The sequence below is a fragment of the Alteromonas sp. LMIT006 genome, assembly GCF_024300645.1.
Classification (GTDB): domain Bacteria; phylum Pseudomonadota; class Gammaproteobacteria; order Enterobacterales; family Alteromonadaceae; genus Opacimonas; species Opacimonas immobilis.
The window spans coordinates 1,247,071-1,261,361 of sequence record NZ_CP101291.1 but is presented as its reverse complement, the minus strand read 5'-3'; the positions used below and the strand labels follow the sequence as shown (position 1 = coordinate 1,261,361).

Here is a 14,291-nt window from a genome sequence, read left to right as displayed (position 1 = left end):
TTCCATTGCACGACATAATCTCCCTATTGTCCTTTGCCAAATAAAACCACTTCCACGGTCCGTATCAGTATTAATATATCGAGCAAAAAACTCTGATGTTTAACATAATATAGATCGAATTTGAGCTTTTCCCTTGCATCATTCACACTTGCGCCGTATGGGTAGTTCAATTGTGCCCAACCTGCCAATCCCGGTTTTACAGTGTGACGATGATTGTAAAATGGGATTTCAGTCGCCAGCTGTTCCACAAATTCAGGTCGCTCTGGTCGTGGTCCAACAAAAGACATGTCCCCACGAAACACATTGTATAATTGTGGTAATTCATCCAGGCGATATTTTCGAATAAAGCCACCAATACGCGTGACCCGCATGTCGTTTTTGGTCGCCCACTTCGCGCCGTCTTTTTCCGCGTCTTTGCCCATGCTACGGAACTTATAAATGGCAAATGGTTCGCCGTTTTTACCGGTACGAATTTGTTTGTAAAAAACGGAAGTTTTGGTTCGTCGACCGTCATCAAGATAAATTGCTAATGCCGTTAATAACATAAATGGCCACACAAAAAACAATACCAGCGATGCTAAGAACCAATTTAAACCATTGTCCACTAATTGACGGGCGTAGTTTTGAGAATTGAACCCATTAGAGAAAATCAACCAACTTGGAAACAACAAATCCACTACAATCTGCCCCACCTCACGTTCCATAAAGTCCAATAAATCGGTAACCACCACACCTTGTAATCGCAAATCAAACAGCACTTCAATGGGTAACGTGCCACGGCGTTGGTCGGCGGCAATCACTATTTCATCAATGTTGTTGGCTTGGATAAACTCAACGAACGAGGCATCAATATCAATATCCAATAGCAATTCATGTTGAATCCCTTTTTCATCACGATTATCGCCAGGGACTGGAATAAATCCTATCAATTCAAAATTTTTGCGGTCCGCAGAGCGTCGCATGCGCTTTTCAATAATGGACGCTCGCTGACCCGCTCCTAAAATAACAATGCGGCTTTTGCCTACACCCAGTGCGTGATAACGAAACAACAAATATCGAAATATTGATATTCCGATAATGTTAAGGCAAGCGGTGATCACCAAGTAATAGGGGTGCACGTCTAAGTTGCGCAGGATCACTGCCTCGATGACCATTAGTGCAAAAAAAGCCAAGCCTTGTGCGACAAAGATGCGCCGTACTATGCCTCGGTAACTTTCACGTAATTTTGACTCGTATAACCCTACAGCCAATGCGGCCAGAAACGTAAACAGAGGTATAATCACGAGGTAAGTTGTGAACTTTGAGTGAAAGCCTGATGTGTATGGTGTGGCAAGCTCAACTATAAAAAAAGAAAGATAAGCAAAATACGTCACGAGCGTGATTTCAGCTAATATCAGTGACGTTAGGCGTCTTCGGGCTTTTACTACAGGCTTAGCCATCTTTCTCTTCCTTGAGAACTTAAAATTGTCTTATCGACTATGTATCGTCTGATGGCTTTTTTTCTTAACCTATACCCGTCATAATTTTTTTTCTTTAGTATTGTGTTTTTTGTCCGATAAAGACTATACCGTCAGTCTGACAGTAAAAAGATTAAAGGATTATCTAATGAAAATGACACGTCTATGGATGGCCGTATGTGCCCTATTTGCTTTACTACTTAGCGGGTGTGCAACACAAACGTTGCCAACTGCCAAAGTCCGTACCACCCTGACAACCGATGTGGACAATTATCAATATTTAATTGGACCTGGTGATCAACTTTCGATCTTTGTATGGCGAAACCCTGAGATCTCAGGTTCCTTTATCGTTCGACCTGATGGCAAAGTCACCACTTCATTAGTGGAAGACATCTCCGTATCGGGCAAAACCCCTTCTATGCTCGCTCGTCACATCGAACAAGAATTATCCAAATACATCAATAATCCACGAGTGACGGTGAGTGTAAATTCATTTTCTGGTCCGTTATCAGAGCAAGTCCGCGTCATTGGCGAAGCCACAAACCCAGCTGCGATCAACTACACTCAACACATGACCTTATTGGATCTCATGATTGCAGTGGGTGGATTAACGGAGTTCGCTGACGGCGACAATGCGGTTCTGATCCGTCGTATCAATGGCCAGCAAAAAAGCTTTGCTTTGAATTTGGAGCGATTAGTCAAAGACGGCGACATCAATAAAAACATTGATATGTTGCCGGGCGATATCGTGATCATCCCAGAAGCTTGGTATTAAGTCGGTCGTTTTTAACGACGCTCTAGCTAAGCTTTTCACTTCTAAAATGGATTTTATCTATGCAGGATTTGCAACAGACACTTGCGCAATTAATTGACTTTGTGCGTGGTATTTGGATCAAGAAACGATTTATTATCATGACCTCTTGGTTAATCTGTCCCATCGGCTTCGCTTACGTGGCGATGCTCCCCGATGAATACGAATCAAACGCGGTGGTCTATGTCGATACACGTTCCATCATTCAGCCATTACTGCGTGGTCTAACGATTCAAAACAACACCCAAGCCGAAGTCGAGCAAATGGCGAAAACGTTATTAAGTCGGGATAATGTGGAAGAAATTGCCCGTCAAACTGACTTAGACTTGTCTGTCACCACAGACCAAGAGTATACGTCACTGATCAACAATTTGAGTGAAAACATCAAGCTCAAAACGACATCAAAAGACAACATATACACGATTTCATATCGTCACCAAAACCCAGAAATGGCAAAAACGGTGGTCCAAAAAACGCTTGATCTGTTTGTAACCGGCTCATTGGGCAACAATCGACGCGATTCGGATAATGCGAATGAATTTATCGATCAACAAATTGCTGAATACGAAACAAGACTGAGCGAGTCTGAACTGCGCTTATCGGATTTTAAACGCAAATATTCAAATATTCTGCCACAGCAAGGCAACTTTTACGATAACCTGTCTCGCATAACGACCAATTTGGAAGAACTGCAACTCACCATCAAAGAAACGGAACAACAAGTTAACTCACTGAAGTCTCAGTTGAGTCCGCGAGACAGCGGATACAGTGATTTGAGCATTACAACACGTTTTGATGCACGCATTGAATCCTTACAAGAGCGCATGGATGAGTTAAAGCTGCGTTATACTGATATTCATCCAGATGTTGTAGAAACTCGCGATTTGCTGACTTCATTACTCGAGGCCAGAGAACGCGAGATTGCCTCTCTCACTTCAAATGCTTCGAGCGAGGATAACATGAACTTGCTCACCCAAGAAATTCGTCTCGAAATTTCGCGTTTAGAAAGCAGCATTGCCTCAATGAAAGTGCGTGAAAACGACTTCAACAACAAAATTGCTATGTTGCGGTCCAAAATAGATCAAGTCCCACAAGTCGAGGCGGAGCTCACCGCGCTGAACCGCGATTACGGCATCATGCAACAAAAACATCAGCAACTGCTCGTGCGTAAAGAGTCAGCAGAGTTATCAAGACGAGCCGATGACACAACAGATGATTTGAAATTCCGAATTTTGGAGCCGCCGATGGTACCCACTGAACCACAAGGTTCAAAGCGCTTAGTTTTTTATACCTTGGTTATCCTCGTGGGGTTTGGCTCTGGTACCGGATTAGCCTTCTTCTTAAGTCAGATGTCACCGGTATTGCATCGTGCACAACAACTCAGTCAATTAACGGCGTATCCAGTCCTTGGGGTCGTGAGTCACTTAGAGATCAGTGACATCAGCCACAAGAACAAGATGAAATTGTTGACCTTTACCGTCTCATCCGGTTTGCTTATAGCCTTATATTTGGGCTTAGTCGGCGCTGAGCTGTTCAATATCAATATCGTAGAGCGAGTCATGTAATGGATAATTCAATCGAGAAGGCCCTCCAGCGCCAACGTGAGGATACTCCTCAAACTGTGGCAACAGAAACGGAAACGACAACATCGGTTGAACGTACGTTGCAAGCTCCCTTTCCCACAAAAGCATCTGCTGTTTCAAACAATCAAAGCCTCACCTTGAACTTGGATGAGTTGGATCAAAAAGGGTTTGTATCTTTAAATACCAAGCGCACTCGAATTAATGAAGAGTATCGAGAAATTAAGCGTAAGCTGCTAAAAAATGCTTTTGGCTTTTTATCGACGACACTAGCACGCAGTAACATCATTATGGTCAGTAGTGCTCGACCTTCTGAGGGCAAAACGTTCACGGCTATCAACTTAGCGCTATCCATCGCGGCTGAACAAGACAAAACGGTATTGTTAGTGGATGCCGATGTGCTCAAGCCAAATGTGTTACGTACACTCGGTGTTGAAGCAGAGCAAGGTTTGATGGAATACTTGAATAACGACCAGATGGATTTATCACAGGTACTCTACAATACGAATGTCGCTAAGTTGAAAATCATACCTGCTGGGCAAACACATCACTTATCTACTGAACTTCTGGCGAGTAAGCGCATGGAAAATACCATTGAAGAGTTTTCCAAACGCTACCCTGACCGCGTGGTCATTATTGATACGCCTCCGTTATTGGGGATCAATGAATCTGCCATCATGGCTGGCTTTGCGGGTCAAGCAGTGCTGGTGGTTGAGGAGGGGAGAGCCAAACTGTCTGACATTCAAGAGACGGTTGAGCGCTTGAACCCAGACATGGCGATTGGGTTTGTGATGAACAAATCCACTCATCAAGGCTCAAAATACGGTGATTATTACGGTTACTACTACGGTGCCAAACCATCATAAACCTAATGGAGTAGTATAGGTGAAATTCAATCGATTACAGGTCGCGATGTGGTTAGCCATCACGTCAGTATCAACCGCTGCGGCTGGAGAATTATCTGTCGTTGCCAAGGTGACGGGTGAACACATTGAGCAATATTTTACGTTGTCACAAAGCGGAGCTATCGCCGCGCAGACCCAACAAATCCGTCCGCAAATTGGCATACAATACGATGCCAAACTGCTCAATATCAACCTTAATGCCGAGCACATCCAGCAACGTTTTGACAATGGTACAGACACACAATCTTATGATTTTACCAACGCAAGTTTGAGTACCTCATGGACCGTCATTGAGCGCCTGTTACAAATCAATGCCAATGCCCGCCAAGGCTACAATAGTTTTAATGTGAATAACCTAGGGCGTAACTTGTTTTTGTCTCCCAACCGAGATTTGAATAAAACCCAACGCTATGGCGTGGGCTTTACCTCAGAATGGTTAACTGGTTCGGTCTTTGGTGGGAGCTTAACTGGCGACGTTACTTCTTCTGAAACGCAGCGCGATGGTGGCGCAGTTTTGAAAAGTGACTCTCATAGGCTCAGCCTCAATCTAGTCAATGGCAATGCCTTGCCTGACTTGAAATGGTCTTTGCAAGTAACTCAAACCGACTCATCAGAGTTTACCAATCGAGATTTTGACACGACTTATGCCAACTTAGATGCCAGTTATCGCTTGTTCGGTAAGGTTGGATTGGCCTTGAATGCATCGTTTGACGCCAATGAAGCATCCCTTGCTGATACCGGTAATGCACAAATTCGTGATTTTACCAGTTATGGGGTTGGATTGAGTTATTCGCCGTCTGCGGAGCGTTCCCTCTCGTTGACTTGGAATACCAGTCAAAGTGATGACCCTGAGGCAGATGAGGAAGACTACTTGGTCGGCGCAATTGATTGGGCATTCAGCTCTCGCACTCGTCTCAATGCACGGACTTCAAAGCGTTTCTTTGGACGCACCTCAAGTGCGAATTTTGTCTATAACTTAAAGCATCTGCGGGCAGTAGCCTCTCGAAGTGAAGCGGTAACGTCCACCTCTCGATTACTCAACCAAGGCTCGATTGTGACACCGTTTGTCTGTGGTGCTGGAGCGAGTTCCATTAATGATTGCTTCTTACCCGAGACTACCGATTATACGCTGGGCGCGGGTGAGCAATTTATTAATGTTTCACAACCGGTATTTGCATTGGTCGATTCTGTCATCATTCGCAAGTCTGACAGCTTGGCTTTGCTTTACGATAAACGCAAAACGACGATCAGTTTAACTTTTTCGCAAACCTCACAAGAGCGTTTGCGGCAACAAAATATTATTGATGCCGACATCATTGACTTCCAACTTGGCTACCAGGTGGGAAGCTATACCAGTATCAGCCTAGAATACTCAACACAAGAGTATCTCCAAACCCTGTTGAGTGATGCATCCACCTCAGAAGGTACGTTCACAGAATATGGGATGACCTTAAGCCGTGATTTTGGTCGATCACTCAATACTGAATTGACACTCAAACGCCTTGATAAAGAAGGCTCTGTCACTGGATTTAATTCGTTTGGGGTGTTTACAGACGAGGATTATACGGAAAGCCGCATCACCTTCTCGTTGTCATACGAAGAGCAATAATCAAAAAAACCCCTTAGTTAAGGGGTTTCTCTTTCTCTTCACTGCCTTTATTCTCTTCTTTTTCCTTCTGATACCGCGTTTCATTATCGTACCGACGGTACTTATGCTTCAGTAGAGTATCGATGTATTGGGTCAGCTTGAGTTTGTTGGCAAGCGCTTGATCAAGCGCCCCAACGAGCTCATCCAGCTGTGATTTGTAATATTCAATGTCGTATTCGGCCAACTTCAAGCGTTCTTCGGCCGTTAATGGCTGACCGTTCTCGCCATCTTCAAGCGCTTGTTCTGAAAGCGTTTGTAACACGACATCACGTGTCTGAGTATGTGCTTTGTTGGTATAAGGAACACTGGGATTACGAGGTGCAGCAGATGGTTCGACGAGTGGTTGAGCGATCTGATTTTGCGGTAGTTCATTAGCCAATTTTTGTTGCGCACGGACTTGCGCCATCGCCTCTTGACCAGCTTCATAATCGGCCATTTCTTCACTAGTAAACATCTCTTGTGACACTTCATCGATGACTTTTTCAATGTGCTCCAGCTCAATATTATGCGTATTTTCTAAAAACCCAACCAACAACACTCTATCCATAAATGTGTTGATTTTACGGGGGATCCCTTTGGTGAACTCATAAATTCTCTCCAGTGCTTCTGCACTGAATAAATCGCCCTTCTCTTCCTTATCCCAACCCGCGTGTTCCATACGGTATGGGATGTATTCGTAGACCTCTTCTTGACTCAATGCAGCAAGGTGACAGGACGCCACAATACGCTGGCGGAACTGTTCCATATTGGGTGCACGCAAAATGGGTTGCAACTCATCCTGACCGAGTAAAAAACTTTGCAATAACGGTTTGCCATTTTGTTGAAAGTTCGACAGCATCCGTAATTCTTCAATGGTCTCTAACGGTAAGTTTTGTGCTTCATCCACCAATAGTAAGGCACGTTGCCCTTCTTTCGATAATTGATAGAGGTAAGTTTCCAGATCTTTTAATATCTCTGTTTTGCTGCGTTCACTGACCTCAATTCCAAATTTAGCCGCTACCATCTTAACGGCTTCATCAGGGCTAAGCTTGGGCGTGACGATCTGCACCGCGACGATGTCTTGCTCTATATTGGCCAATAAACTATTGGCAAGAGTTGTCTTCCCGGTGCCTATGCCTCCTGTAATGACAATAAACCCTTCTGCTTGGGATAAGCCATATTGCAGGTATGACATCGCTCGACGATGCAGTTTACTGGCAAAAAAGAAATTGGGATCGGGGGTGAGTTGAAATGGTTTCGCCGTCAGTCCATAGTGACTTTCGTACATACGGTATTCGTCCTTGAGTCATATTCTCTACTACAAGATTATCGGCCTCGAGTTGCAGAGATTAAGTCAAACTTGGAATTATCGATACCCCATAGCCAGACGCGCAAACCACCGGCGTAACCAGCGTGATTTTTGCATCGCAAGGAGCCCAAGATTACGTGGCAGGACAAATGGCAATAATTCATGACTGAAACTGTGCAACAACCAATCGGTTGCCTGGATGGTGCTTTGGCGATCGCGCGTGCGCGTTTTGCGGTAAGTCTCAGCAATATCTATCGGCGAATACTTCTCAGCCAATAATCTAACGAGCGCAACCACATCACGATGAGCCAAATTGAATCCCTGACCTGCGATAGGATGTAAGGTTTGTGACGCATTACCTAATACGATAATACCTTGATGCTGTGACTGCTGCTGAGTCAAACGCAGTGGAAACATCACAGGTCGCTCAATCTGCATAAACCGACCTAGACGAGTACCGAATGCTTCTTGCACTAATTCACATTGTTTAGTGTATGAGTGTGTCACAAACGTTTCAGCCTGGTCTTGAGTCATCGACCACAGCATATTGTACGTATCGTCCTCTATTGGCAGCATGGCCAAAGGACCGGTGTTGGTAAAACGTTCAAAAGCGGTAGTATGCCGGTAACGCTGCGGGCCATTGCCAGCGACTTTGATGTTTGCCACAACGCCATACTGCCCGTAATCTTTTTGTGTCTCGGTCTCCAGTAGCCATGGTATCATTTGGCTGTTGCCGGCGGCAACCACACAGTATTGGCAGACCCATTGTTGGGTGTCACTGGCAATGTGGTGGTGCCCATTAGAGTGTTCATAAGAGGCAATACGGTTTTGGTAATGGACAATGACTTGAGGATGATCACCGAGCTGTAAGTGAAGTTGTCGAGTTAAGGCGGATAAAGATACAACATATCCTAACGCAGGCACATTTAGCTCAGAAGCCTGTAAGCGGCATTGTCCCAAGTACCCAGTATCACTGACGTGAATTTGTTTGATTGGGTACCCTAATGTGGCACAGTCGATGCCAAGCTGAGTCATGGTATCAACTGTCGAAGCGGCTAACGCAATGTGCCTTGGATCGGCACACACATCATCATAGCTTTGTTGTTCAATCAAATGCACTGACAAATCAGTAGAATGCGCAAGGTGTAAGGCCAGCAGAGCACCTACACTACCGCCACCCACAATACACACATCAGTATTTATGCTTGAGAGGGACATAATGGATCACGGTAAGCTTCGCCCATCAAGGCTTCAATTTGTGCTCGGGTTTTGGGCACACCACTGGTTAAGACTTCACACCCGTTGTGTTGCACGACGACATCATCTTCAATGCGAATACCTATCCCCTTGTACTGCTCAGGGCACTCGCTATCTTTAGCAATATACAGTCCAGGTTCAATAGTCAGTACCATATTTGGTTGTAACTTTGTGGGCACCCCTTTATGCTGGTAAACCCCTGCATCATGCACGTCCAGTCCCAAAAAATGCCCAATCCCATGCATGTAATAGGCACGATAGGTTTGCTGGTCGATATTGTCTTCAACTGTACCATGCAAAATCCCTAAATCAATCAGCCCCGCGACTAAGACTTCAAGGGCTGCGTGTTGCATATCCGCAAATTCGTTACCCGCAACACAACGCGCAATGGCCGCAGCCTGTGCAGCTAAGACCACATCATATAACTCTGCTTGAGCCGGACTAAACTGACCATTGACAGGGAAAGTTCGGGTAATATCTGCGGCATACCCTTCATATTCACACCCTGCGTCAATCAATACCAAATCACCTTCGCGTAAGGGTTGGTCGTTGACCGTGTAATGCAGTATACAAGCGTTGTCACCGCCACCCACAATAGAATTATAAGCAGGCAAGCGAGCCCCCTCTAACGCAAAATGATAATGCAAAACGGCTTCCAAAGTGGCTTCCGATAGACCTGGTTGACAGGCTCGCATGGCAGCTTTGTGCGCATTCGCTGCGATGTCACAACTGCGTCGAATTAACGCAAGCTCTGCATCACTCTTTTGCATTCTGCTACGATGTAATATTGGCGTGATATCAAATAGATTTACCGGTGCGGAATCGGGTGCCTTAGGCGTATTACGCAATGACAGTAAGATGGGGTCTATGGTATCCCAAAATACTCTTTGCTGGCCAAACATATACCCACATTGGCCAATCCCTCTAATGATATTGGGTAAGTGTTCGGCTATCTCAGCAAAACCAAACGCTTTGGTGATCCCCAGAGTATCAGCCGCCTGCTCGACTCCTAAACGTCGTCCATGCCATATTTCTGCGGTTGGGTCTTTTTCTTGGCAAAATAAAATCGCTTCTTGAGTATCAGATACAAGCACCAAGCACGCATTCGGTTCGTTAAACCCAGTGAGGTAATAAAAGTCGCTGTCTTGACGAAATAAAAACTCAGTATCGTTGCTGCGTGTTTTTTCTGGCGCAGCAAAAATGATCGCATAACTATCGGGTGGCAAACTCTCTAATAAAGCTTTACGGCGCTGTGTAAACATGGGCAAATCCATTAGTGCAATGTGGGCTTTTCTTCACTTTCAGGGTGAAGCTCGTTAAAGCATAACATAGCTGTAATACGCACATATTCTATGATTTCGGTCAATTCCGCCTCTATGTCTTCTTCGTCTAGTGGCGGTTCCATACGTGCGATCTGAGCTAAGTCTTCAATCCCTTCTTGGACATCTTCAGAACATTTTTTTAAGTTTGTTTGGTGTAGACCAAAACCAGCATTAAAGCCATTGACCCAATTAATGAGTCCTAAGCCTTGAGCAGATAAAGGTTCATCTTCATCGGGAATAAATAACTGCAAAGCAAAATCATGGCTAGTGAGTTGCGAAACTAACTGTGTGAACGTCTGGTTGAGTCCCTCTATAACGGTTTCAGGCATGGCAACGCCATTGTTTACCAAATCAGCAAATACCGAGCGCCATTGCTTATCATCAGTGGACATACCGCCACACAACATGCCACAAATTAATCCTTGCGCTTCCGCTCCATCAATCAAAATATCGTGTTGTGCTAAGACCTTCGTCAGACCAATAAAATCCATAGTTCACCTTTTGCGTTTACATGCCTCGATGTTAGCAAAAACTCTGCAAATGATCTTCCTCAAAGCACACAAAATAAAAATTATTTCACTAGACATTTAATCCCAGTTTGCTATTCTGAAATTGTCTCCTGGGGTGCGCGTTTGTACATACATGTCCCTGGCCGATGCTACTTATTTAGGAAGTTGACTTAACTGCTTTTGTGTAAGCTTGACCCGTATCAAGAAACCTACGGCAGTGATGATATTTCCGCCCTGAACATTTCGGCGTTCGGGCGAATTATGTGCGGCGGCATCTTGGGTGATTCATCTTTTTGTGCGTTCGCAACATTTCGTATTATACTATCCCCATCAATTACTTTTTAAAGACCAACGACAGATGGCGATTATTAATTTTGGCTCGATCAATATTGATCATGTTTATCAAGTGCCTCATTTTGTTCAACCTGGTGAAACACTCGATACCACTGATTATCAAATTTTACTCGGAGGTAAAGGTGCCAACCAATCCATTGCGCTCGCTAAGGCTGGCGCCGACGTATTACACGTCGGCTATATCAACGAAAATGATGTTCAGTTTAAGCAAGAAATGATCAAACTCGGGATCAATGGTCGCTTTATTCAATGCACTTCGACTGCCTCTGGACATGCGATCATTCAAGTAACACCCAGTGGCGAAAACGCGATTTTTATCTTTGGTGGCGCGAATCGCCTTATCAATGAAAAAGACATTCAACGAGCGTTATTTGACGCCAACGAAGACGACTGGGTCCTATTGCAAAACGAAACCACAGGTACCAAAGCGGTACTAGAACAAGCCAAAGCCAAAGGCTTAAAGGTAGCCTTCAACCCAGCCCCAATGACCGCTGATATTCACGATTTAAACATGCAACTTATTGATTTATTAATTGTCAACGAAATAGAAGCAGCAGAGTTGGCGGGAAGTGAACACTATGATGACATTGTGATGTTCATTGAAGAGCGTTTTGCACATGGCTCTGTTTTGTTAACGCTCGGGAAGCAAGGGGTCGAATGGTTCAGTCGAGGCGACCATATCGCGTATCCAGCGTTTTCGGTGGATGCAGTAGATACTACTGCGGCAGGCGATACTTTTATCGGCTTCTTTTTAGCGCATTATCAAATCCATCAACAACCCAAGCAAGCATTACGACATGCCTGCGCAGCGTCTGCGATTGCTGTCACGCGAGTAGGGGCTGCGCCCTCCATTCCTAGCCATGATGAAGTCTCACAATTTTTAGCGGAGCATGGATAGCATGAGCAAACACAAAATCATTTTGGATACGGATCCCGGTATCGATGATGCAATGGCCATATTTTTCGCTTTTCAGCACCCTGACATTGACGTATTGGGGCTGACCACGGTATACGGCAATGTTCCCGTAGAAATGGCTGCACAAAACGCACTTCGCTTATGTGATCTTGCTGAACAAGATATACCGGTCACCCAAGGCGTAGCGATGCCATGGGTAGGGCCTGAGTCTACCTACGCCCATTTTGTACATGGCGAAAACGGATTTGGCGATATCCCCATCCAAGCGCCTAAACGTGCATTAGATCCTCGTCCAGCTGCGCAATTCATCGTTGATATGGCTCGTCAATATCCCGGAGAGATTACGCTTGTTGCAGTCGGACCTTTGGGTAACTTAGCCACCGCACTGCATCTTGAACCGAATCTTCCTAACTTGATCAAACAAGTTTACATCATGGGCGGTGCGGCGTTTGTGAAGGGCAATGTGACCCCTTTAGCAGAAGCCAATATCTGGAATGACGCCCATGCCGCAGCCAAAGTATTTGCGGCTGACTGGTCGCTCACTATGTTTGGGTTAGATGTGACGTATGATATTCCTTTCGAACCTGATTTTGTGAATAAACTTGCTGAAGCCAATGAGATGTTGGGTGGCTTTGTCCGAGATTCCTCTCAATTTTACATGGACTTTTATTCTCAAGGTAAAGACCAACGGGTATGTTATTTTCACGATGTATTTCCTTTGGCGTATTTGGTGCAACCTGATATTTTTGGGTTTATTCAAGGACATGCCAAAATCGGAGTTGGCGAAGTAGATCGTGGACAAACCAGTATTGCGCCAACAGGAACAACCCACAGCCCAATTTGGCTTGATGCCCCCAAAGTGAATGTAGCTACCCACTTTGAGCACACCGCTTTAGTTGAATTACTGATAGAAACGTACTCTCTATGACCAAGCATGAATTGCGGCAAAAATTACGGCATTTGCGTAGAGGTTTTACCACTGCGTACCAAACCATGACCGCCGCAAAATTATGCGCACGTTTAATTGAGCATGACAGTATAAAAAACAGTCAGCACATTGCTGTGTATCTCGCCTTTGATGGTGAAGTGTCGTTACAGCCATTTTTTGAATGGGCGTGGCAAGCTCAAAAATCACTTTATTTACCCATTCTTGAGCCAGATAAAGATGGCTTTTTGTTATTTCAACTATACACGCCGAAGACAAAAATGCAGGCGAATAAATTTGCTATTTTGGAGCCCGTACTGGACCGTTCTCGTTGTATTGATGCAAATCAGCTAGATCTGATTTGTACGCCATTAGTTGGCTTTGACGAACATTGTATGCGTTTCGGCATGGGTGGGGGATTTTATGACCGTACTCTGGCTGATTTAGTTAGCCAACCGGAGCGCCCTGAATTTATAGGTATTGCGCACAGCGTACAGCAAGTCCCTAAGCTACCTGTTAATCCGTGGGATATACCAATGGATTATGTAATAACTGAACAAAAGGTTTTTGTACGTTCAACGCCCTAAGGTAAAATACAGCAAACAACTGGTCGAGAAATACTATGACACAAGATGAAAAGAAAAAAGCAGCTGCGATTGCCGCGCTTCAGTATGTGAAAGATGGAGATATCATCGGCATTGGCACGGGCTCAACCGTGAACTACTTCATTGAAGCTCTGGCTGACAAAAAGCACCTCATTGAGGGCGCAGTGTCGAGTTCCGATGAATCAACGCGGCGCTTACAGGCCTTAGGGATAGATGTATTTGATCTCAATAGTGTCGATCACTTTGATATTTATGTGGACGGTGCGGACGAAATTACCAAACATAAACACATGATCAAGGGCGGTGGCGCAGCTTTAACGCGTGAAAAAATCGTTGCCGCAGTTGCCAAAAAGTTTATTTGTATCATTGATGACTCAAAACAAGTTGGCGTCTTAGGCGATTTCCCTCTTCCGGTTGAGGTGATCCCAATGGCTCGTTCTTATGTTGCCAGGGAGTTGGTTAAGTTAGGTGGCGATCCGGTTTATCGTGACGGCGTTGTCACAGACAATGGCAATGTTATATTAGATGTACACAATTTAGAAATACTAGAGCCACGTAAATTAGAAGCGCAAATCAACCAAATCGTTGGCGTTGTGACCAATGGTTTATTCGCTCAACGCGGTGCTGATATTGTATTGGTAGCCACAGATAATGGTGTTACTTCCATTCAGTAAAACACTCTCGCAATAAAGTCTAGTATAGACGAAAAAGGAC

13 protein-coding genes and 1 other RNA gene are annotated in these 14,291 nt (G+C 44.8%); 9 read left to right on the top strand and 5 right to left on the bottom strand.

Going from position 1 to position 14,291, the window contains the following annotated elements; all coding sequences use genetic code 11:
* Window positions 1-23 precede the first annotated feature (23 nt).
* Window positions 24-1,439, bottom strand: coding sequence for a TIGR03013 family XrtA/PEP-CTERM system glycosyltransferase (locus NLG07_RS05900; RefSeq protein WP_254856772.1), 1,416 nt, complete (start codon window positions 1,437-1,439; stop codon window positions 24-26).
* Window positions 1,440-1,605: 166 nt separating this feature from the next.
* On the opposite strand from NLG07_RS05900, the gene NLG07_RS05895 reads away from it, so the two are divergent.
* The 4 genes from NLG07_RS05895 to NLG07_RS05880 are packed head-to-tail and all read left to right on the top strand — an operon-like array spanning window position 1,606 to window position 6,362.
* Complete coding sequence (locus NLG07_RS05895; protein WP_254856771.1) at window positions 1,606-2,232, top strand: XrtA/PEP-CTERM system exopolysaccharide export protein; 627 nt, start codon at window positions 1,606-1,608, stop codon at window positions 2,230-2,232.
* Between the two features lie 59 nt (window positions 2,233-2,291).
* Window positions 2,292-3,833 (top strand): XrtA system polysaccharide chain length determinant, encoded by a 1,542-nt coding sequence (locus NLG07_RS05890; RefSeq protein WP_254856770.1) that lies wholly within the window; start codon window positions 2,292-2,294, stop codon window positions 3,831-3,833.
* A complete protein-coding gene (locus tag NLG07_RS05885) occupies window positions 3,833-4,714 on the top strand; it encodes an XrtA-associated tyrosine autokinase (protein ID WP_254856769.1) in 882 nt (293 codons plus the stop codon). Before NLG07_RS05890 ends, NLG07_RS05885 begins: the two co-directional genes overlap by 1 nt.
* Window positions 4,715-4,733: 19 nt before the next feature.
* Window positions 4,734-6,362: a hypothetical protein gene (locus NLG07_RS05880; RefSeq protein ID WP_254856768.1), complete on the top strand. Its 1,629-nt coding sequence runs from the start codon at window positions 4,734-4,736 to the stop codon at window positions 6,360-6,362.
* Between the two features lie 13 nt (window positions 6,363-6,375).
* Here NLG07_RS05880 and NLG07_RS05875 read toward each other — a convergent pair whose 3' ends face one another.
* The 4 genes from NLG07_RS05875 to NLG07_RS05860 all read right to left on the bottom strand — a co-directional run bounded on the left by NLG07_RS05875 (window position 6,376) and on the right by NLG07_RS05860 (window position 10,759).
* Complete coding sequence (locus NLG07_RS05875; RefSeq protein WP_254856767.1) at window positions 6,376-7,668, bottom strand: XrtA/PEP-CTERM system-associated ATPase; 1,293 nt, start codon at window positions 7,666-7,668, stop codon at window positions 6,376-6,378.
* Between the two features lie 78 nt (window positions 7,669-7,746).
* Complete coding sequence (locus tag NLG07_RS05870; RefSeq protein WP_254856766.1) at window positions 7,747-8,907, bottom strand: FAD-dependent monooxygenase; 1,161 nt, start codon at window positions 8,905-8,907, stop codon at window positions 7,747-7,749.
* Entirely contained in the window at window positions 8,889-10,208 is a 1,320-nt protein-coding gene (pepP, locus tag NLG07_RS05865) for a Xaa-Pro aminopeptidase (protein WP_254856765.1), read from the bottom strand. The genes NLG07_RS05870 and pepP overlap by 19 nt, the downstream gene beginning before the upstream one ends.
* A gap of 11 nt (window positions 10,209-10,219) precedes the next feature.
* Complete coding sequence (locus tag NLG07_RS05860) at window positions 10,220-10,759, bottom strand: UPF0149 family protein (RefSeq protein WP_254856764.1); 540 nt, start codon at window positions 10,757-10,759, stop codon at window positions 10,220-10,222.
* 122 nt (window positions 10,760-10,881) lie between these two features.
* Here NLG07_RS05860 and ssrS point away from each other — a divergent pair.
* From ssrS to rpiA, 5 genes are all read left to right on the top strand, one after another.
* Window positions 10,882-11,064: non-coding RNA, 6S RNA (ssrS, locus tag NLG07_RS05855), on the top strand.
* Between the two features lie 71 nt (window positions 11,065-11,135).
* Window positions 11,136-12,029, top strand: a complete 894-nt coding sequence (locus NLG07_RS05850; RefSeq protein ID WP_254856763.1) for a ribokinase — start codon at window positions 11,136-11,138, stop codon at window positions 12,027-12,029.
* A gap of 1 nt (window position 12,030) precedes the next feature.
* Complete coding sequence (locus NLG07_RS05845; RefSeq protein ID WP_254856762.1) at window positions 12,031-12,975, top strand: nucleoside hydrolase; 945 nt, start codon at window positions 12,031-12,033, stop codon at window positions 12,973-12,975.
* A complete protein-coding gene (locus NLG07_RS05840; protein WP_254856761.1) occupies window positions 12,972-13,559 on the top strand; it encodes a 5-formyltetrahydrofolate cyclo-ligase in 588 nt (195 codons plus the stop codon). The genes NLG07_RS05845 and NLG07_RS05840 overlap by 4 nt, the downstream gene beginning before the upstream one ends.
* 35 nt (window positions 13,560-13,594) lie before the next feature.
* On the top strand, window positions 13,595-14,251 hold the full coding sequence (gene rpiA, locus NLG07_RS05835; RefSeq protein ID WP_254856760.1) for a ribose-5-phosphate isomerase RpiA: 657 nt from the start codon (window positions 13,595-13,597) through the stop codon (window positions 14,249-14,251).
* Window positions 14,252-14,291: the final 40 nt, after the last annotated feature.